19 protein-coding genes are annotated in these 19,815 nt (G+C 42.8%); 13 read left to right on the plus strand and 6 right to left on the minus strand.

What is annotated here, in order from left to right:
- Position 1: 1 nt before the first annotated feature.
- Positions 2–868 carry a helix-turn-helix domain-containing protein gene (locus AB0756_RS04895; RefSeq protein ID WP_038084147.1) on the minus strand — a complete coding sequence of 289 codons (867 nt, stop codon included), beginning with the start codon at positions 866–868 and terminating at the stop codon, positions 2–4.
- 115 nt (positions 869–983) lie between these two features.
- Here AB0756_RS04895 and AB0756_RS04900 point away from each other — a divergent pair, with 115 nt between their 5' ends.
- From AB0756_RS04900 to AB0756_RS04930, 7 genes are all read left to right on the plus strand, one after another.
- Entirely contained in the window at positions 984–1,337 is a 354-nt protein-coding gene (locus AB0756_RS04900; protein ID WP_038084149.1) for a DUF2834 domain-containing protein, read from the plus strand.
- Positions 1,338–1,798: 461 nt separating this feature from the next.
- Complete coding sequence (gene nuoB / locus AB0756_RS04905; RefSeq protein ID WP_038084151.1) at positions 1,799–2,494, plus strand: NADH-quinone oxidoreductase subunit NuoB; 696 nt, start codon at positions 1,799–1,801, stop codon at positions 2,492–2,494.
- 38 nt (positions 2,495–2,532) lie between these two features.
- Entirely contained in the window at positions 2,533–3,498 is a 966-nt protein-coding gene (locus AB0756_RS04910; protein WP_038084153.1) for a hypothetical protein, read from the plus strand.
- A 101-nt stretch (positions 3,499–3,599) separates the two neighbouring features.
- The gene (locus AB0756_RS04915) at positions 3,600–4,982 is read left to right on the plus strand and encodes a cytochrome P450 (protein WP_082051791.1); all 1,383 of its coding nucleotides are present in this window, start codon (positions 3,600–3,602) and stop codon (positions 4,980–4,982) included.
- A gap of 128 nt (positions 4,983–5,110) precedes the next feature.
- A complete protein-coding gene (locus AB0756_RS04920; protein ID WP_038084154.1) occupies positions 5,111–6,490 on the plus strand; it encodes a cytochrome P450 in 1,380 nt (459 codons plus the stop codon).
- Positions 6,491–7,059: 569 nt separating this feature from the next.
- Positions 7,060–7,527, plus strand: coding sequence for a GNAT family N-acetyltransferase (locus AB0756_RS04925; RefSeq protein WP_038084156.1), 468 nt, complete (start codon positions 7,060–7,062; stop codon positions 7,525–7,527).
- Positions 7,528–7,531: 4 nt separating this feature from the next.
- On the plus strand, positions 7,532–7,924 hold the full coding sequence (locus AB0756_RS04930; RefSeq protein WP_038084158.1) for a nuclear transport factor 2 family protein: 393 nt from the start codon (positions 7,532–7,534) through the stop codon (positions 7,922–7,924).
- 142 nt (positions 7,925–8,066) lie between these two features.
- Here the strand turns inward: AB0756_RS04930 and AB0756_RS04935 are convergent, their stop codons facing one another.
- The 3 genes from AB0756_RS04935 to AB0756_RS04945 all read right to left on the minus strand — a co-directional run bounded on the left by AB0756_RS04935 (position 8,067) and on the right by AB0756_RS04945 (position 10,344).
- A complete protein-coding gene (locus AB0756_RS04935; protein ID WP_038084160.1) occupies positions 8,067–8,570 on the minus strand; it encodes a TIGR00725 family protein in 504 nt (167 codons plus the stop codon).
- Positions 8,571–8,693: 123 nt separating this feature from the next.
- Complete coding sequence (locus AB0756_RS04940) at positions 8,694–9,299, minus strand: hypothetical protein (protein ID WP_038084168.1); 606 nt, start codon at positions 9,297–9,299, stop codon at positions 8,694–8,696.
- 163 nt (positions 9,300–9,462) lie between these two features.
- The gene (locus AB0756_RS04945; RefSeq protein ID WP_038084171.1) at positions 9,463–10,344 is read right to left on the minus strand and encodes a 4-hydroxybenzoate solanesyltransferase; all 882 of its coding nucleotides are present in this window, start codon (positions 10,342–10,344) and stop codon (positions 9,463–9,465) included.
- A gap of 283 nt (positions 10,345–10,627) precedes the next feature.
- On the opposite strand from AB0756_RS04945, the gene AB0756_RS04950 reads away from it, so the two are divergent.
- Positions 10,628–12,280, plus strand: coding sequence for a Ppx/GppA phosphatase family protein (locus AB0756_RS04950; protein WP_038084172.1), 1,653 nt, complete (start codon positions 10,628–10,630; stop codon positions 12,278–12,280).
- 320 nt (positions 12,281–12,600) lie between these two features.
- Here AB0756_RS04950 and AB0756_RS04955 read toward each other — a convergent pair whose 3' ends face one another.
- Positions 12,601–13,140, minus strand: coding sequence for a GNAT family N-acetyltransferase (locus AB0756_RS04955; RefSeq protein ID WP_038084174.1), 540 nt, complete (start codon positions 13,138–13,140; stop codon positions 12,601–12,603).
- A gap of 150 nt (positions 13,141–13,290) precedes the next feature.
- Between AB0756_RS04955 and AB0756_RS04960 the strand changes: the two genes are divergently transcribed.
- From AB0756_RS04960 to AB0756_RS04975, 4 genes are all read left to right on the plus strand, one after another.
- Positions 13,291–14,361: a DMT family transporter gene (locus AB0756_RS04960; protein WP_038084176.1), complete on the plus strand. Its 1,071-nt coding sequence runs from the start codon at positions 13,291–13,293 to the stop codon at positions 14,359–14,361.
- A 265-nt stretch (positions 14,362–14,626) separates the two neighbouring features.
- Entirely contained in the window at positions 14,627–15,808 is a 1,182-nt protein-coding gene (locus AB0756_RS04965; protein ID WP_408019777.1) for a peptidoglycan-binding protein, read from the plus strand.
- A gap of 24 nt (positions 15,809–15,832) precedes the next feature.
- Entirely contained in the window at positions 15,833–16,807 is a 975-nt protein-coding gene (locus AB0756_RS04970; protein ID WP_038084181.1) for a S66 peptidase family protein, read from the plus strand.
- Positions 16,808–16,839: 32 nt separating this feature from the next.
- Positions 16,840–17,907 carry a glycosyltransferase family 4 protein gene (locus tag AB0756_RS04975; RefSeq protein WP_038084182.1) on the plus strand — a complete coding sequence of 356 codons (1,068 nt, stop codon included), beginning with the start codon at positions 16,840–16,842 and terminating at the stop codon, positions 17,905–17,907.
- On the opposite strand, the gene AB0756_RS04980 is transcribed toward AB0756_RS04975, so the two are convergent.
- On the minus strand, positions 17,904–18,665 hold the full coding sequence (locus AB0756_RS04980; RefSeq protein ID WP_038084184.1) for an FkbM family methyltransferase: 762 nt from the start codon (positions 18,663–18,665) through the stop codon (positions 17,904–17,906). The genes AB0756_RS04975 and AB0756_RS04980 overlap by 4 nt on opposite strands.
- A gap of 364 nt (positions 18,666–19,029) precedes the next feature.
- On the opposite strand from AB0756_RS04980, the gene AB0756_RS04985 reads away from it, so the two are divergent.
- A complete protein-coding gene (locus AB0756_RS04985; protein ID WP_038084188.1) occupies positions 19,030–19,815 on the plus strand; it encodes a hypothetical protein in 786 nt (261 codons plus the stop codon).

Consider the following 19,815-nt stretch of genomic DNA (forward strand, 5'->3'; position numbering starts at 1 on the left):
CTTAGGCGATCGCTTTCTTCCAGATTCTTTCGGTTGTTTCATCTGCAGGAAACAGACATTCGATCCGCAGTTCCTGAAGCGTGATGTCATAAGGAGTCCCTAACGTGGCAATGGTCGAAAAAAACTGTAATTCCATATCCTCTCGCTTGAGATGAAGGGTGAGCAGCAAGGCATTTTGTGCTGTTTTATGGGAAGTTTGCCAAATCTCCGAAACACCCGGATAGCTCATCAGTTCGTTCAATAATAAAGAAGATGGCTCGGATTCCCCTTCTAAGTTTGGCAAAGACCCGCTATAAGCATTCACTTCTCGATGCAGTCGTTGGAGCGCCTGGTTTGCAAAGTCTTCCCAGTTGACAATAAACGGACGCACACCTTGGGAATGGAACACGACCCGCATCAAATTAATTTTTCCATCTCTATAGAAGAGGGTTTGTAATTTATGTGGATCGATGAAACTGTTAATAAGTCGAGTGGCTCCATTGTTGGGTAGCAGCAAATTCCAGTAGCGATCGACCACGAGCGCTGGGTAAGGTTCCTGTTGCTGGAGCATAAAATCAAGTGCTTGGCGAATTGAGGTCATTTCAGGAGCTGACAGGTCGGTCTCAGCATAAATGGGGGCAAATCCCGCCGCTGTCAGCATAAGATTTTGCTGTCTCATTGGAATTTCCAGAACTGTCGCCAATTGAATAACCATGTCTTGACTGGGTTTCGCTCGTCCTGACTCTAGAAAACTAATATGTCGTTGAGAGACTTGACTTTTGAGTGCTAGCTTGAGTTGACTGTACCCGCGTTGCTCTCGCCAGTGTTTTAAGAGCATTCCGAATGAGTCGGACTGGTGGTCGCGAAAAGCAGTTGAACGTTGCTGCATGAGAAGAATCGTGAGGAAAATGATTTTGATTACCTGACAGGTAATTGCTTCTATTATCTCCCTTTGGCACGATAGAGGCACACCGACTCAGAGGTAAGCAACCATGGTGAAGTCAATGGATATTTCGACAAAAAACTCATTTAACTTAATGAAACCACTGTATTTGCTACTTACTATTGTTGGCTTGATGGTGCCTTGGTATTGGCTGCTTCAAGATCCATCTGCGCTATTATCTCCAACCTTATTTCTACAAAAAGCATTTGCAAACAATATTACCATCGAGCTAATGGGCGATTTGCTCATTGCGGCAAGCGCTTTCTTTTGTTTTGCCTGGATTGAATTGAAGCGATTGGGCATTTCTCGGCTATGGATACTTCTTTATATTGGACTGACCTTTGGAATTGGGCTTTCTTGCGCCCTGCCATTTTTTCTGTACTGGAGAGAACAAAGCCTTGAAGACAACAATTGAATTGATGCAAAAAATAACATTGAGACATTTCATGTTCTTGCGTTGAGCGAGGAGGATTGGGGGAGAGTGTGACTGATTTTTCTAAAGTCTGAGAATACGCAAATTCAGAGCGCGACAGCTTAACAACTAAGCTGTCGCGCTCTGAATTTGCATAGTTTAAATCAATCAGATTGTGGTGGATGGGCATACTCTCCCATCCAAATTATGCAAAATGCAGGTAGAACAGCTTAAGTTAGCGTCTTAAAACCTTTATCTTTACTAGTGCAAGTCGGGATGTTATCGGAAACTGTAGTTATTGCTGATGTAGTTATCTGCGAGCCAAAAGAAGTTGCAAACAGGAGCTTCTTTGAGAAAGGTTGTTTTCGTGAGTAGCATTTGGAGTCATAGTTGACTTCCGGATCGAATTATGCATTGAACGCATTTTTGCAAGAACACATTCAAACTTTTTGGGGGACTTACCCATGACTAACTCTGTAATTAATCCTATTGAGCATTCACAAGTCACGCAACAACTCTCTGAAAATATTATTCTCACAACCGTAGACGACCTGTACAACTGGGCAAAAATGTCTAGTTTATATCCCTTGATGTTCGGGACAGCCTGCTGCTTTATGGAATTTATGGCTGCTTATGCTTCCCGATTTGATATGGAAAGATTTGGCATGATTCCCCGTGCGACTCCCCGACAAGCAGACTTGTTGATTACTGCGGGTACAATCACCATGAAGTATGCGCCAAACTTGGTACGGCTTTACGAACAAATGCCAGAACCAAAATATGTCATTGCTATGGGAGCATGCACAATTACTGGCGGTATGTTCTGTACCGATTCCCCTTCTGCTGTTCGAGGTGTAGATAAGTTAATCCCAGTTGATGTTTATATTCCGGGATGTCCTCCCAGACCGGAGGCTGTTATTGATGCCATCATCAAATTGCGGAAAAAGATTGCCAACGAGAGCATGCAAGATAGACAGCAGATTCAGCAAACTCACCGTTACTACAGCACTACCCATAAAATGAAAGTTGTCAGCCCTATTAACGATGGGCAATACTTGAAAAGCTCAACACGAGTTGCACCACCGCCAGAAATTACCGCAGCTACTGGATTGGAATTACCTTTAGCTCTTCAACCTGCTACAAACTCTCGCGATTTCTAATACTGCTAGGACTTTGGTGTAGCCCCCTTTTTTCAGCTATGGATATTGCTGTCTTTTCTCCCCAAGAACTACCATTGGTGCTCGGAGCACTGATGACTGTGGCAGCTAAACCTGAAGCACTAGTACCACAAGAGTATCAGTTTTTACAAGTCATCAACCAAATGCATCAATCTTTTGTTGCTGTTGATGACTTACGTCAGATCGCACCAAAGCAAATCGCTGAAATTATTGCCGATTCCCAGAAACGCAAACGCTTGCTTCAAATGGCAATGGTGATGGCAATGGTGGACGGTGAAATTAAACCCCATCAGCAGAAAATATTGCGATCGCTAGCAGAAGCTTTTTGCATTGACGAACAAGGTTTGCGAAACCTGTACAAAGCAGCCAACGGACATAAACTGTTAGTACGAGTTGATATGATGCGTCGGTTGACGGGTAAATTTGTGGCTACAGCCGATTGGCAAGAAGGAGTAACTGGTATCAAAAAAACGATATCCCCTCTATTTTTTAATGGAGGCGAAGACTTTGAAATGGCTTGGAGATACCGACAGCTTGGCTTGCTACCCAAAGGGACTTTGGGACGTGCATATTGGGAACATTGCGTTCAAAGACATTTCAGTTTTCCAGGTGAAAATGCTGGTATTCCAGAACGAATGGTTTTTCACGATTTCGGTCACGTATTGTCTGGCTACGATACAGATCCTCTAGGAGAGATCCAACAAGGAGCGTTTCAAGCTGGTTTCATTCGTGAAGATGGCTTTGTGTTTCTCCTGTTTGCGCTCCTGCATTTTCATTTAGGAATTCAAATGACACCTGTTGCAGATACTTGTGTTGGATTGTTTGATATTTCTCTGGTAATTCTAGCTCTACAGCGTGGTGCGGCTTGTAAAGTAGACTTTTCCAATAATTGGAATTTTTGGGAAGTTGTGGAGGTACCTGTAGGGGATTTACGCGATCGCTATGGTATTCCACCTGTGACACTCCTACACTTCCGCAAGCGGTAAGTGTAGGCTTCTGCCCGATTTAGCTAAATATTTAGCAACTAACCACCAACCACTGTGGGGGTGCAACGCCTTGCGCCCCTACTAACCACTAACCAAAACTTATGATTTCAATTCAAGAAAATTTTCTACAGCAAAGCGGTAATAAGCTACCTCCAAGAATACGCGAACCAAAATTGCTGCAAATTCTCTGGGGTGTTTTACAACAAAAAGATTATCTGGAAAAGATGTCAAAGCGCTATGGTGACATCTTCATAGGTGAATTTGCTGGCTTTCCTACTGCTGCAATTATCAGCCATCCCCAAGGAATTCAAGAAATTTTCACGGCTGATGCTAAGTTGTTTGAAACAGGCCCTGGCAATAGTATCATGCAGCCTTTAGTTGGGTCAAACACCTTAATATTATTAGATGGCGATCGCCACATACAACGCCGCAAGTTATTGATGCCTCCCTTTCACGGTGAGAGAATGCGGGCTTACGGACATTTGATGTGTGACATTACCGAGCAAGTAATGAGTCAATTGAAAGTTGGGCAAACATTCATCGCTCGTGAGTTTATGCAAGAAATTTCCTTAACCGTCATTCTAAGAGCTGTTTTTGGATTGCAGGAAGGAAAACGTTACGAACAAATCAAACAGGCTTTAACTGATATTTTAAAGTCTTTTAGCACTCCCTTAAAAGCAATGGTGCTATTTTTCAAAGGACTACAACACGATCTGGGTTCTTGGAGTCCTTGGGGATACTTTCTACGTCAAAGAGAAGCTCTTGATAAATTAATTTACCAAGAAATTCAAGAACGTAGAAATCATCCCGATCCTTCAAGGGAAGATATTTTAAATCTTTTGCTATCAGCTAGAGATGATGAAGGTCAACCCATGACAGATGTTGAGCTACGCGATGAATTGATGTCCATGCTTTTTGCCGGACATGAAACAACGGCAACAGCTTTATCATGGGCATTATACTGGATTCACAGCTTACCAGAAGTCCGTGACAAACTGCTACAGGAATTGAACTCCATTGATATTTCTGTTACCGAACATACAGAAATAGCTAAATTGCCTTATTTAAATGCTGTTTGTTCGGAAACTTTAAGAATGTACCCGGTTGTTTTCTTTACTCAAGCCAGAATTCTCCAAGCTCCCATGCAACTGATGGGTTATGAAATACCAAAGGGCATCATGTTGTCACCATGTATTTATTTAACTCACCATCGCTCAGACATTTATCCAGAACCTAAAAAGTTTAAGCCAGAACGTTTTTTAGAACGACAGTTCTCTCCCTATGAATATTTACCCTTTGGCGGTGGAAACCGTCGCTGTCTTGGTATGGCTTTTGCGTTATTTGAGATGAAATTGGTACTGACAACAATTTTATCCCGTTACTCATTTGCACTTGCCGATCGCAGTCCTGTACTTCCTGTACGCCGGGGTATAACATTTTCTCCATCCGGGGGGGTTCGTTTGATTGTACGAGACCGTAGATAAAGCAGCTTTCCAAGGTGGGATGGGTGGGATACCTGTCCCATGAGAACTAGATGTAGTTCAGGAAGTAAATTCTCGTTTAGACTTTATTTGTGAGATTTATTTGTGAGAAAAATTGAGGAAAATAACAAATGGTTGCGTTTCAAGAAAATTCTGCAAAGCACGTTGAGACTAAAGAACTCCCAAAAATACGTGAATCGCGCTTACTTCAAACAATATGGGCTATTGGTAACCCAATAGATTATCTTGAAAGAATGGGTAAGCGTTATGGAGACATCTTTTTAGCAGAATTTATTGGCTTTCCCTCTCAATTAGCTATCAGCAATCCCCAGGCAATTCAAGAAGTATTTACCGCTGATGCCAAGTTATTTAGTTCTGGTGTGGGGAATCTTGCCGAACCATTATTAGGAGCTAACTCTTTAGTGCTATTAGATGGCGATCGCCACAAGCAGCAGCGCAAGTTATTAATGCCATCTTTCCATGGTGAAAGAATGCGAGCATACGGTCACCTTATGGGTGACATTACCAAGCAAGTGATGAATCGACTTCAGGTTGGACAAACATTTGTCGTCCGGCAATATATGCAAGAGATTTCCTTAAGAATCATTTTACAAGCAGTTTTTGGACTCAAAGAAGGAGAACGCTACGAACAAATTAGGACAACTTTGACTGAGATGTTAGATTCTTTCAATACTCCCTTCAAGACACTATTTTTGCTTTTTAAAGTCCTGCAAGTTGATTTAGGAAATCTCAGCCCATGGGGGCATTTTTTAAGAAAAAGGGATTTACTCGATCGATTGCTTTATCAAGAAATACACGAGCGGAGAACTCAACCGGAATCCTTGGGTGAAGATATTCTCAGTTTATTAATATCAGCTAAAGACGAAACAGGTCAACCCATGACCGATGTCGAGCTGCGCGATGAATTAATGACGATGCTTTTTGCCGGACATGAAACAACTGCAATAGCTTTAGCTTGGGCTTTATACTGGATTCACTACATACCTGAAGTCCGAGAGAAACTGCTGCAAGAATTAAACTCTATTGATATAGCGAACATTGAACCAGTAGAAATTGCTCAGTTACCTTATTTAAATGCTGTTTGTTTGGAAACCTTAAGAATTTATCCAGTTGTTGTCGCTGCTTTAAACAGAGTTTTACAAGCCCCCATGCAATTAATGGGTTATGAATTACCTGAGGGAATGACTCTTTCGGTAAGTATTTATGCAACTCACCATCGCTCCGATCTTTACCCAGAACCAAAGCAATTTAAGCCAGAAAGATTTTTGGAACGGCAGTTTTCTCCCTATGAATATTTACCTTTTGGTGGAGGAAATCGACGCTGTCTTGGCATGGCATTTGCCATGTTTGAGATGAAACTAGTACTGGCGACAATTTTATCGCATAACTCATTTACACTAGCTGAAAAGCGACCTTTGTTTCCCGTCCGTCGCGGTCTAACATTTGCGCCTAATGGAGGAGTGCGGTTGATGCTGAAGGAGCGACGGTAATATTTGCTAACAATTCGATCTTCTTCACAGTGAGATTTCTATTCAGTAGTTCCCTGAAATATGGGCTCTTTTTACTGTTAGCCATATATAGCAATTCTATTTGAGATCCGAACAAGGGGGACAAGGGAGACAAGGAAGAGGTGTTTGTAACTCAGTTAGGACTGCTATATCCTCTCTTCTGAGGGAGCATGCAAATTTGGAAAAAACATATGATTAAATTAACTCTAAACTTACTATATTTTGACTATAGTTAGCTACTAATATAAACAATTTCAACCATCGAGAGCCTAGTAAAATTTCCTGAATTTCATCTCCAGCAAATATCAGGAATTTCCCACTCTTGACTATATTTCATTATAAAATTCCAAATGGGAACCATTGGCTCCCTTGGAACCAGAATAACAACTTCTTGCTTGGCAACACCGATACTCCGTTAACCACCTTCGGGCGGTTAGCCGGAGGTGCGGTTCAACTCCGCCGTTAGACCGCTCCGTTTTAGTCTTCAGGGAAGCAACCTAAGAACTACCAATTTCAAATTGGTGTTGCTGAAAGGTGATTAACACACAACCATGAACACAGTTAACTACAGACTCCCGCAGCTTGGAGACGAGCATCAAATCAGTGGTTGCATGTGGGCTTCTGCGGTTCTATGGGAACTCACTGATGGCACACCAGAAAGCGTTGCCGAATGGAAAAAGCTATGTAGCCCAGAAGAATTAAGAGACAGAATATTAAGTAATGAGAAAACGCTAGTTGCAACGTGGAATGAAATTGTTGTTGGATTTATTGCCTTTAAGAGGGGCAATCATTTGTCATTGCTGTTTGTCAGAAGAGAATTTTCTGGGCAAGGAATCGGTCGAGAACTCTTCACCCGATGCAGCTATGATTTGGATGAAGTCACTGTTAACGCCGCAGAAGAAGCAGTTGGCTTTTACCTTAAAGTAGGGTTTATCCAAAGCGGCGATCGCTTTTTCAAGTATGGAATATGGGGGACACCTATGAAATGGATCAACCTTTCACACGAAGTCATGGAGTAACCTGATGGATAACCTGTCACTGCTGTCCACACTCCGCGAATTAGAGTGCGAACTTCATCAGCCCAAGTGCCGTAGGGATCGAGAGCGCTTGGCACAGTTGCTTGCGTCTGACTTCAGGGAGTTCGGTCGCTCAGGTGCTTCGTACACACGCGATCGCATGCTGATGTCGCTGCCGAGCGATCCGGAACCACCGCAGATCTATGCCCAGGACTTTGCCGTCAACCAACTCTCAGACTCGATCGCTTTACTCACTTATCGATCGGCTCATGTGAACCCATCGGGAAAGTTGTTCCGCCACACCAACCGATCGTCGATTTGGCGGCTTGAATCGTCAGGCTGGCGAATGGTGTTTCATCAGGGCACTCCTACAGACCCGTTTGACCAACCTGCAGTCTAACACAGTGCGATCGCCTGTTCTGCGGCAATGATCTATCGAGCGGCAAGCTAGAGTTTATGCGAACCGTGAATTTTGAGATGAGCTATGAGTCTTTTACTGACTCCGTTATTTCTGCTGCGCTGTACTATAGCTATTTCACTTTTTATAATTTGATAATTAAAAGTTGCCTAATTGTTGCGATCGCATTCTCTACATCACAAAATACATAAACATTATCTGGTGACATCTTTTGGAAAAAAACTTGGCTGACTTCATCATCTAATAACAAAATAATCTTTTTACCTGCTTTCAAGGCGAGAGCAATTTCTGATGCAGTTCCTGCACCCATACCACAGGCAATTACCACATGAGAGGAGAGGACATTGATATTATTTCGAGCATTGCCCATATCAGTGAAAATAGCAATATCAACTGCCTCAGAAATTCCCTCATCTGTTTTACCAGGAAGAATACCAAGAGTTAAACCGTTGGCATATTTTGCTCCCTGATTTGCGGCTTCCATAACCCCAACATTTCTACCACCAGTTAGCAAAACCCAACCTTCTTGAGCAATGCGTTTACCCAGTTCATAAGCGTTTTTGATATCAATATCTTTTGCTTGTTCTCCAGGTCCCATCACCCCAATAACAATTTTTCTCGGCACCATAAGGTTTGCCTTAGATGATTTTTGTAAAATCTATTGATGTATCAAGATCTCCCCTAGCTCCCTTAAAAAAGGGGGAAGATACTCTCAAAGTCCTCTTTAGTAACAACTATCAACTAACAACAATTACCACTCCTCAGCCCAATAAATAATCTCCGAAGTCGAACTGTCAATTGCCACCCCAAAACTATCTCCATGATTCCATCTAAAATTTGAATTGCCTTTGTCATGCGCCCCCAACACAAGAACTTCATAGGAAGGAGGAAAAGAGTCTTCTTGAGAATCACTCGTATGGAAGAAAGTCGTTGGTACGCCATTCACTTGATTTGCGTGGTCGTTCGTGTTACCACCTTGATATTTATGCGTCGCGATCGCTCTATACTGCGAAAGCAAATTTTGAATCTTTTGTGGCGATTGCTTTAACCGCAGTTGAAAAAACTGATTTCCTTCAGAAGCGCCAGAAGAATAAGCAACACGCACACCTGAAGCGTCAGTAGGGATATCAGTAGGAAAATGTTTAATTTGTTCCCGATGGGACCACAGTTTGTGGCGAATATTTTTGTACTCGGAGCGATCGCTCACTATCTCAGGTTGACTTCCACTGCTAATGGCTTTTCTGAGAAAAAAACCACTCCCGGCAATACCAAGACTACCTAGAAATAGTATGACGACAGTGGCGATGTTAACAAAATGTATAGACAGACGATCTGCTGTTGTTAAGCTGCGCTTCATGAAGGTGGGTGTATCTAACTAAAAAAGTAGTACACCCCACTACTACCGAAAACAGTGAGATTTCGTAAGTACTATTAGAAGATTTTATGAAATATTCATAAAATCTTTATAAAATTTCCGTACAAATCCGGGTTTATTGTAGAAGTCGAGTTAACCGTCGCAACTAAAAACTTCCAGCAATCATGCCAGCAAGTAAGATAAAACCAATCCAAACATTCTGGCGGAACATTTCACCGTAGCTCGAGTTTGGCAAATCTTTCTGACCCAAGCGGATGCACTGCCAAACCCATCCAACAGAAGCAAAAGCAAGACTTATCCAAAAAATCAAATGCAGTTGCAAAATCAAACCCAACCACCCGAGTAAAATGACAGTGCCCATCAAGAAAATTCCAATCGCCACAGGAGCGTACTGACCAAAAAATAAGGCGCTAGAATTCACACCAATTCTTCGGTCGTCTTCGCGATCGCTCATAGCATAGACAGTATCAAATCCCAATGTCCAGAGTACCGTTGCACCCCAAAGTATCCAAGTGGGAAGCGAAAGATTGCTTGTCACTGCACTCCAACTAATTAAAACAGCAAAACCCCAAGCAATGGAAAGTACGAGTTGTGGAACGGGAAAAACTCGTTTTGCTCCAGGATAAAGCAAAATAACAGGAACGGCTGCTACGCACAACCAAAATGTGAGCGCGTTAAGATAGAAAGCGAGAACAGCGGCACATCCCATTGCGACTGTAGCGACAACAATACCGACTTTTACGGAAAGCGCACGGCTCGCGAGAGGGCGATCGCGAGTTCTTTCAACCTGTGGATCTATATCTCTATCCCATAAATCATTGACAACACATCCTGCAGCGCTCGTAGCAAGAGTCCCCAGAACGATCGTACCAACGAGTGGTAAAGGCGGTTTTCCAGAAGCCGCCAAAAACACAGCCCAAAGGGCTGGAATCATTAAAATTAATCGTCCTTCTGGTTTATGCCACCGCAAAAGCCGGACGATCGCAAGCCATGTTGGTTCGGTGTTGCTTAGGGGCGTGTTTACCATAGATCTGCAAAAAATATAGATATAGACAGAGAGCTTTATTAAGCTTTACATCTATAGAATATCTTTATTTGCTATTTGTAAAAACACAACCATAAAGTGGCACCTTTGAATGTGGCAAAGAACTCACTTGGGGTTGTAAATAGATAGGGTTAATCTGCGCTTCTCAGGTAAAGTCTATAAAAAGCCGAACTTGAGAAAAAATTATATTCCACATCAAGCGATCGTTATGCCGATAAGATCGGCAGTACCAGCTTTTCCCATCCCAAACAGAGAGAAAACATCGATGGTGAATTTAGTTTCGGCAAGCTGGGCGAGTCTATCCACTCAACCAGTCGATCAACAGAGAATTATAGCGGCAATTGATTTGGGGACAAATTCACTCCACATGGCAATCGTGCGAATTGAACCCACACTCCCAGCTTTTAGCATAATCGCTAGAGAAAAAGAAACCGTAAGGTTAGGCGATCGCGATCTCACAACAGGTAATTTGAAACCAGAGGTAATGGAACGGGCGATTGCAGCTTTAGGACGTTTCCAAAAAATAGCAAAAACCCTTAATACCGAAACAGTCATTGCTGTTGCTACGAGTGCAGTACGGGAAGCCCCTAACGGAAAAGATTTTCTCAAACAGGTAAAAGACGAATTGGGCTTATGTGTCGATCTCATATCCGGTCAGGAAGAAGCACGGCGAATTTATCTGGGCGTCCTGTCGGGGATGGAACTCAACAACCAACCCCATATCATTATTGATATAGGTGGTGGTTCCACAGAATTGATTCTAGGCGATAGCCATGAAGCACGCACCCTCACCAGTACTAAAGTAGGTGCTGTGAGACTGACAGGTGAATTCATTAAAACCGATCCCATCAGCAATATTGAATTTGAGTACTTACAAGCTTATACACGCGGAATGCTAGAGCGGGCTGTAGAAGAAGTACAGGCAAATATCAAGTTTGGCGAACATCCCCGCCTGGTTGGTACTTCCGGTACGGCGGAAACTTTAGCAGCGATTGATGCGCGGGAAAAGTTGGGTTATGTTCCCTCTACTCTCAACGGTTATGAAGTACACCTGAGGAATTTGCGCGAGTTGGTCAATCGCTTGCGCTTAATGAGCAATGTAGAACGAGCGACTATTCCCGGTATGCCAGAAAAACGGGCGGAAGTGATACTGGCTGGTGCGATTGTCATGCAGGAAGCAATGACTCTGTTGGGAGTTGAATCATTTGTTGTGTGCGAGCGTTCTTTAAGAGAGGGCGTAATTGTAGATTGGATGCTGACTCACGGTTTAATTGACGACCGTCTGCGCTATCAGAGTACGGTACGCCAACGAAGCGTTCTGAAAACAGCAAAGAAATTCCACGTTAATATAGAGCACAGCGATCGGGTTGCCGTATTTGCTTTAAGTCTATTTGACCAAACCAAAGGAATACTTCACAATTGGGGTGCTGAAGAACGGCAATTGCTTTGGGCATCTGCAATCTTACACAATTGCGGTCATTATATCAGTCACTCCTCACACCACAAGCACTCATATTATCTCATTCGTAATAGTGAGTTGCTAGGTTACAACGAAACAGAGATAGAAATCATTGCTAACTTAGCACGCTACCATCGTAAATCAGCACCTAAGAAAAAGCATGATAGTTATGGGAATTTGGCCAGTAAAACTCACAGGCAAATTGTTAACCAGTTAAGTGCTATTTTAAGATTGGGAGTAGCTTTAGATAGGCGGCAAATTGGAGCGATTACAAGAGTCCAATGTGAATCTTTGCCTAAAGATCGGGGATTCCAACTTAAAATTTTTCCAGCACATTTTGATGATGATTGTGCTTTAGAAATGTGGAGTTTAGATTATAACAAAGGAATTTTTGAAGCAGAGTTTGGGGTGAAATTAGTGCCTATTTTGGAAACATCCACTGTTCCAAGTAGTTGTTAGATAAAGAAAAAGGATGGCATTCATTTGAACCAAACAGGGGCGCAAGGCTTTGCGCCCTTACTGTACAGAAAAATTAAAATTACCGATTCTTGTAGGTGCGGCTATCCCCTACAACATTGAATGGCTGGCTTTAGCCGTCCTATAGTCTCTACGGTGGTGTACACAAGTTTTCTAAAGTGCATTCTTGCAGTTTCGATCCCCCCTAACCCCCCGATAAATTGGGGGGAAAATTTTTCAATCCCCCAATTTATTGGGGATTTTAGGGAGATCTCTAAAGATGTGTACACCACCGCAGCCTATACACTGGGGATTGAAGTAGCTCATAGCTTTTCCCACCGAGCTTTTGAAATTCCAAAAATCAAAGTATCCCACCAACGTCCCTTAAACCACTCATTCTCAGTAAATCTTTCCTCAAACTGCATCCCAACTTTTTGCATGACTCTAGCAGAAGCAAGGTTTTCAGCAATGCACCATCCATAAATGCGCTTTAGCTTCAACTCCTCAAACCCAAACTTTATCATCGTGCTTGCTGCTTCAGTTGCATATCCCTTTCCCCAGTAATCTGAAGCAATTTCGTAACCAAGGGAAGCTTCTGGTAACTCTGGTTTGATTTTACGAATACCGCAATTACCAATGACTTTTTCTTCAGATTTTAAGACGATCGCTAACTGAAATTTCGTTCTCGGTACTTGCTTTTGTTGTTCTAAAAACATTTGTACAAATTCCTGCACCTCAGTTTTGCTACGTGTCTCCCATTCGTAAAATTCCAGATATTGGGGTTCTGTTTGGTACTCAAAAATCGGTTCCCAGTCTTCCGGTATAAATTCTCGTAAGATAAGACGTTTGGAGGAAAGAATCATTGTGGTGAGGGCATTAACAATTAACGATCCAGCTTTGGGAAACTTACCAGTCTCCAGTATAACTTTGAGGTTCCTTTACAAAACAACATAATTCGGTACAATTGTGTAAAGTATTTCTCGCAATTGTAAAACAAAGGCGCACCCACTCCCATGCAACTGAAGCTCAGTGCATCTCAACAACCCTTCGCACCAATACTGCTGATAGCCCCATTTTTCTTGTGGGGTACTGCAATGGTGGCTATGAAAGGAGCGATCCCCCACACAACACCATTCTTTTTAGCAGGGGTGCGTTTGATACCAGCAGGGGTACTTATTCTGATCGCAGCAGCATTCATGGGAAAACCTCAGCCAAAAGGATGGTTGGCGTGGTTGTGGATCGCTCTATTTGCTTTGATAGATGGAACTCTATTTCAGGGCTTTTTAGCAGCAGGGTTAGTCAGAACCGGAGCTGGGCTGGGGTCTGTAATGATTGATTCTCAACCTTTAGCAGTTGCTTTATTGTCTTTGTGGCTGTTCCAAGAACGGATTGGTTTGTGGGGATGGTTGGGACTTGCGCTCGGAGTGATGGGTATTAGTTTAATTGGCTTACCAGATGAGTTAATCTTAGGTCTGCTCTCTAATTCCTTGCCCTCCTCTACTACTTTCCCACACTCCTTTCTAGAGAGTGGCGAATGGTTAATGCTTTTGGCAGCGCTTAGTATGGCAGTGGGAACTGTACTAATTCGCTTTGTGTGTCGTCACGCCGACCCCGTGACCGCTACAGGATGGCACATGATTCTGGGTGGATTGCCATTGTGGGGAGTTTCAGCAGTGACAGAATCCCAACAGATACAGAATCTTGTTCCTTCGGATTGGCTGGCTTTATGCTACGCTACAGTGTTTGGAAGTGCGATCGCATACGGCTTATTTTTCTATTTTGCCTCTAGTGGCAGTCTCACCAGTTTAAGTTCTCTAACCTTTCTCACACCTGTATTTGCTTTGCTATTTGGGAATTTGCTTCTTCAAGAAGTACTAAGCCCGGTGCAGTGGGTAGGAGTAGGATTGACTCTAGTCAGTATTTACCTCATCAATCAGCGCGATACTTTAGCACAAGCCGGTCATAAACTCGTCGCCAGTGATACAAATACTGCACAGCAACAATCCCTGTTAGAAGCTTCTGCAAGAAAACTGAATAGAGTTTCCGTACCGTTACGCGAATCGGAACCAGAGAGTTTACCGTAAGTTAAAAAAAAGTACTGAAAAAGAAAGAATTATCAAAATTCGCGGCATTGATAAAAGATGGGAAACAGGCTATGGTATTTTTCAATCATATTCATCTGTTACTCTCTTTATTTACGTATACCGAGCTGTTAAGCTGCTAGCTACTAGCATCTCTATAGTTACAGTTTTCTATGGCTTGGATAAGTAGGGTGTATTTAATTATTTTGTAGCCAAGAAAAAACTTAACATTAAAATAGCTTGTTACCGTGGCATTAATGCGTTAGTAATGCATATCCTACCTAAAAAACTTTATATGGGGCTACGTAGTTCCTCTGTATTTCTCATTGCCTGCTTTGCTTGCTTGGGTCTTGACCATAATTTAGCAAGCAACGCTACCCCTACCCAAGCTGTGAAAGGCTTTAAACTTGCTCAAGTCAGTTCTACAGACAATGTCAAGATTTCTAATCTCCTCGAACCTGGTAGCACGGGTACGGAAGTGAGAACACTCCAAACCTTATTGAAAGAGTTGGGGTACTACGATGGTGAAATAGACGGTAAATATGGTGGTGTGACAAGTGTGGCTGTCGCCAAATTTCAGCAAGCTAGGGGTTTAGTTGCAGACGGTGTATTTGGAACTGTTACAAAGCAGAATCTTGAACAAAATATTCAGAAAAAGTCTTTGACACCTTCTGTAGCGATCGCAAGCAATGCCATCTCAGCCAGTACTACAACAACAGACCCAGTAGAAAAACAGGACATACTGTGGTGGCTGCTGGTTGGTATGGGTACTATAGGAAGTCTTGGCGCACTCGCTTACATTATTAAGGGATTCAGTCAAGTCAAAAAACCTGCTCGCTATATTGAAACTTCTCCTCAAGAACACACCAACTCTGTTACGCCATCAAGACAAGAACACACCACAACAGCGAATGCAGGATACTTAAGAACTAGCGAACTTGTCCCACCAGAAACAGTTGCAAACCTTAAACCCCAACTTCTATCAGTAGAAAAAACTTCTCGCCTTGCCAAAGTCAACATCATCGAGCAATTGATAGAGGACTTGCACAGCGCAGATCCCACACAACGCCGTAAAGCTATCTGGGATTTGGGACAACAGGGAGATTCAAGAGCGGTTCAACCTCTGGTGGAACTGATGGTAGATGCAGATACTCAGCAACGCAGCTTAATTTTGGCAGCTTTGGCAGAAATTGGCACTCGGACACTGAAACCCATGAATCGTGCTTTGGCAATTTCGTTGCAGGATGAAAGCCCCCAAGTGCGGAAAAATGCTATCCGCGATTTGACTCGGATTTATGACATGATGGCTCAAGTGAGCCAAATGGTATCACACGCCATGCACGACCCCGATGCTGAGGTACAAGCCACAGCAAAGTACGCTCTTTCACAAATGAACCGCATCCGTTCTTTACCGAGTCAGGAAAGAGAAGACAAGACCAGTGACCAGTGAACAATGTCCAGTAACCGATGACCAATGTCCAACGCCCAATACCCATCTAAAATTGTCCCGCAATCCCTAAAACCGGGCGATCTACTGCAAGTTATTTCACCAAGTGGTGCTTTGAGAGAATTTGAATCGTTTCAAAAAGGAGTTGAAATTTGGCGATCGCGAGGTTACCAAGTTGAGTTAGCGTCGGGGTTTGATGACAAATGGGGATATTTAGCAGGTCAAGATGAAAACCGCCGCCATCAACTAGCAACGGCTTGGCAAAAACTGCAATGTCGTGGAATTCTATGTGCGAGAGGTGGTTTTGGTAGCGCACGCATTCTCGAAGATTGGGTATGGACAATGGGAGAATTGTCCCCCTCACCCTCCGCTTCCCAAGCCGTTGGAACTCCAAGTCCCCTACTGACTAACCCTAAATGGTTAATTGGTTTTTCTGACATTACTGCCCTTTTGTGGAGTCTTTATACAGTAGGTATTTCAAGCGTTCACGGTCCTGTCATGACAACTCTAGCTTCAGAACCAGAGTGGTCAATTCAAAGATTATTTGATTTGGTGGAAGGTCGTCCTTTAGCACCTTTAGAAGGTGACGGCTGGGGTGGTGGCATTGCTAGTGGTATTTTATTACCAGCCAATCTCACAGTAGCAACTCATCTCCTAGGTACACCATTACAGCCAGATATGGATGGTGTAATTTTGGCATGGGAAGATGTGACAGAAGCACCTTACAGAATAGACAGACTGCTGACTCAATGGCGAATGAGTGGTGCTTTGCAAAAAGTTCGAGGTATTGCTTTGGGGCGCTTTAGCCGATGCGAACCACCTCCCAATGTCCCTAGTTTCACTATTGAGGAAGTTTTACGCGATCGCTTGGGTAATTTAGGCATTCCTGTGGTTTCCGGTCTACCTTTTGGTCATGATGGACCAAACGCTGCTTTACCAGTAGGTGTGAAGGTAACTCTAGACGCAGATCGGGGGCTATTAGATTGCACACAAATTGAGTGATAATACGATTGCTCCTAACACGTAGAGCTTAAATGAAGCTAGCATTTATCACAGCTACTCCCCAAAATGCCGAGCTAGGAAGCGGAACTTTTGTGGGTAATGCACACCTGATTGCTAACCTGCGATCGCTACATCCTACCGTTGATGTTTTTACCCCCTCTCAACCAACTGGATTGATGGGCTACATGGTAGATCGTTTCCGATGGAATTGGGGGCTCGATCCACGATGCTTCGACAATTACGATGCTGTTATTGGTCTTGATATGGATGGTTACACCATTGCCAATCGCATCAAACCCCCATTTATTGCTTACATTCATGGTATTATTGCCGACGAAGCCAAGTTTGAGCGGGGGTGGGTACGTGTCTCTTTAGAGTTGATGGCAAAAGCAGAACGAGTCAGCGTCCATCGTGCCAATATGGTAATTGCCACTAGCGATTACTCTCGCACCAGGCTAAGCTATCTCTATAACTACACCAAAGACATCCAAATTGTACCGCCTCCTATCGACCTCCAAGCATGGGATGCAGCAATAACATCTATCAGTCAAGAAGCTAATAATGCGCGTCCCACCGTATTGTGTGTTGGCGTGCAGTATCCGCGTAAAAACGTTGCTACCCTGGTTCGAGCAACAGCAATTCTCCGCGATCGAATACCAGATGTGGAAGTGCGAATTGCAAGCAAAGGACCAGAATGGGACAACTTGCGCCGTCTAACTCAAGAACTCAATTTAAATCAAAACGTAACCTTCCTCGGCTACCTCCCTTATGAGAAACTAGTACGCGAGTACGTTCGCTGTCATGTTTTCTGCTTGCCAAGCCTGCAAGAAGGCTTTGGGATTGTCTTTGCTGAAGCCATGGCAACTAGCAAGCCCATTGTCGCCAGTCGTTCGTCCTCTACACCCGAATTAATTCAACATGGCGTACAAGGTTTGCTAGCAACCCCTCTAGATCCGGAAGATTTAGCACGTCAGCTAGCAGAAGTACTTTTATCACCAGAGAAAAGCTCTGCACTTGGCAAAGCAGGGCGGGTTAAAGTTGCAGAGTTTGATGCACCTGTTACCGCCCGACGCTTCAGCCAGTTGTTAACTAAACTTTAACGCTTAGCATACAAATTAAAGGTATCTACATATGTAGAAGGTAAAAGTTCTCTTTTTCGCAGTTCTATGTTAAAACCATGGGAAGTCAGCATTTTTTTCACTTTTTCTATTCGCCCATTTTTATCATGAACTTCAGCAATTATTTGCTTGATTTTAGACCAGTCACTGTCTTCTATGCCTTTCAAAACTTCGTATTCTTCTCCTTCTACATCAATCTTCAATAATTCTATTGAGCTAATCCCTAATTCAGAAATCACCGAAGACAGTGTTTTTACCTCACATTTTATTTTTTTCTCATCTTGAAAAAAATCTTTAAAGAGGTCTTCTATTCTGATTTCAGAAGGAAAAGACTCCTGCTCCACAAGTATTTCACCAGGTCTTGTTGTTGAATTTCCCGCCATGTCGGGATAAAAAGTGAACGCTTTTTCTAAGTTGTTTTCTGAACTCAAACCATAGTTAAATACGAACAGATTATCTAGGGAGTGCAACTGTTTATTTTTTTCTAACACGGCAAAAGTTTCTGGAATTGGCTCAAAAGCATAAATTTTTAATTTTTCTTGGATGGTACTTACATATAGAGAGAAGAGTCCAATATTAGCCCCAACATCAAATATACAATCACCTTCGTTAATGACAATATTATGTCCAATATATTGCTGTTCAGTAAAGATTTCTGAATAAATATATTGTGTTTCCTCTTGACTACTAACGTAGTAATACTCCAAGCCACTTGGAGAAGTCATCTTTTTTTCACTCATTGCCGACTCTGTTATTTCCAAACTATAGGTTGGTGAAAAAGATACTGAAGTATCAATGAAATCAGCATCTTGTATACAATGAGGCTATGATAGACCGAATAGTGCTTTAGTAGTCAATATGGAGGTAACTTTAGATCCAGATCGAGGAGTATTTAGTTAAACGCAGTATAACTAAATGCTATAGCACTCCCAAATGATTTACAATCACCTCTTCCTTGTCTCCCTTGTTTGGATCTCAAATAGAATGGCTATATTTCTTAGCGATCGCGGAACTTCTCAATCCCATTTGAAAGTAAATCTAGGTTAGTATAACCACCAGAACCCAAAGTTTTTCGCTCCGCCCTAATTAGGACTAGATATAACCATGACACTGATTCATTCTCCAGAAGGAGAAGAACGGAAAGTTCAAATTACGAGTACTGCTTCTATTGACGGAACTCCCGTGGCGTACATTGTCGTTTTAGCAGCAGTAACCACGGCGCTTGCTTTTATTCCGTTCACTATCGTATTGGCATCGGGAGGAGGAATGCCACTGAGCCAAAGTATTTTTCCTTTGTTAGGATGGATACTTGGACCTATGAGTGGTGCATTAGCTAGTGGTATTGGTACGTTAATTGGAACTTTTTTAGCTCCCTACACTGCAGGTATTCCCTTATTGTCAATTTGGGGAGCAATGCTAGGTAGCTTTACAGCGGGAATGATGGTTTTAAGTTACAGACGCAAATATTGGTGGATCGCATTGACTATTTTTTTCGCCTTTGAGCTTTTTCTGTATGCCGATCGCGCCCTTCGCAATGGCGTAGCTCCCAACATAGTCATAGCAGGTTCTTTCGTTGACTGGTCTGGTCTAGTGTTATTTGCCTTACCTACACGCACTTTATTTGCTCGATGGATCTCAAGTCAGAAGATTATTCCCTTAATAACGGGTTTATTTTTAGGAACATGGATGGTATGGGGTGTTATTCATCTGAGCGCAACAACAATAACGTACTACATATTTAATTGGCCAGAAGAGGTATGGATGGTCTTGATTCCTGTCATCCCTGTAGAAAACTTGATTCGCTGTGTAGCTGCGACAGTTATTGGTGCGGGCGTCATTTCCGGGCTCAGAGAGATCAATTTAGTGAAACCTAGAGAAGCCATTTATTAA

This window comes from Tolypothrix campylonemoides VB511288_2 (genome assembly GCF_045999855.1).
Taxonomy (GTDB): Bacteria; Cyanobacteriota; Cyanobacteriia; order Cyanobacteriales; family Nostocaceae; genus Scytonema; species Scytonema bouteillei_A.

Excerpts from the sequence above, each read along its gene's own strand:
- AB0756_RS04895 (WP_038084147.1), bottom strand. The coding sequence starts at position 868 with ATGCAGCAACGTTCAACTGCTTTTCGCGACCACCAGTCCGACTCATTC.
- AB0756_RS04900 (WP_038084149.1), top strand. The coding sequence starts at position 984 with ATGGATATTTCGACAAAAAACTCATTTAACTTAATGAAACCACTGTAT.
- nuoB (WP_038084151.1), top strand. The coding sequence starts at position 1,799 with ATGACTAACTCTGTAATTAATCCTATTGAGCATTCACAAGTCACGCAA.
- AB0756_RS04910 (WP_038084153.1), top strand. The coding sequence starts at position 2,533 with ATGGATATTGCTGTCTTTTCTCCCCAAGAACTACCATTGGTGCTCGGA.
- AB0756_RS04915 (WP_082051791.1), top strand. The coding sequence starts at position 3,600 with ATGATTTCAATTCAAGAAAATTTTCTACAGCAAAGCGGTAATAAGCTA.
- AB0756_RS04920 (WP_038084154.1), top strand. The coding sequence starts at position 5,111 with ATGGTTGCGTTTCAAGAAAATTCTGCAAAGCACGTTGAGACTAAAGAA.
- AB0756_RS04925 (WP_038084156.1), top strand. The coding sequence starts at position 7,060 with ATGAACACAGTTAACTACAGACTCCCGCAGCTTGGAGACGAGCATCAA.
- AB0756_RS04930 (WP_038084158.1), top strand. The coding sequence starts at position 7,532 with ATGGATAACCTGTCACTGCTGTCCACACTCCGCGAATTAGAGTGCGAA.
- AB0756_RS04935 (WP_038084160.1), bottom strand. The coding sequence starts at position 8,570 with ATGGTGCCGAGAAAAATTGTTATTGGGGTGATGGGACCTGGAGAACAA.
- AB0756_RS04940 (WP_038084168.1), bottom strand. The coding sequence starts at position 9,299 with ATGAAGCGCAGCTTAACAACAGCAGATCGTCTGTCTATACATTTTGTT.
- AB0756_RS04945 (WP_038084171.1), bottom strand. The coding sequence starts at position 10,344 with ATGGTAAACACGCCCCTAAGCAACACCGAACCAACATGGCTTGCGATC.
- AB0756_RS04950 (WP_038084172.1), top strand. The coding sequence starts at position 10,628 with ATGGTGAATTTAGTTTCGGCAAGCTGGGCGAGTCTATCCACTCAACCA.
- AB0756_RS04955 (WP_038084174.1), bottom strand. The coding sequence starts at position 13,140 with ATGATTCTTTCCTCCAAACGTCTTATCTTACGAGAATTTATACCGGAA.
- AB0756_RS04960 (WP_038084176.1), top strand. The coding sequence starts at position 13,291 with ATGCAACTGAAGCTCAGTGCATCTCAACAACCCTTCGCACCAATACTG.
- AB0756_RS04965 (WP_408019777.1), top strand. The coding sequence starts at position 14,627 with ATGCATATCCTACCTAAAAAACTTTATATGGGGCTACGTAGTTCCTCT.
- AB0756_RS04970 (WP_038084181.1), top strand. The coding sequence starts at position 15,833 with ATGTCCAACGCCCAATACCCATCTAAAATTGTCCCGCAATCCCTAAAA.
- AB0756_RS04975 (WP_038084182.1), top strand. The coding sequence starts at position 16,840 with ATGAAGCTAGCATTTATCACAGCTACTCCCCAAAATGCCGAGCTAGGA.
- AB0756_RS04980 (WP_038084184.1), bottom strand. The coding sequence starts at position 18,665 with ATGAGTGAAAAAAAGATGACTTCTCCAAGTGGCTTGGAGTATTACTAC.
- AB0756_RS04985 (WP_038084188.1), top strand. The coding sequence starts at position 19,030 with ATGACACTGATTCATTCTCCAGAAGGAGAAGAACGGAAAGTTCAAATT.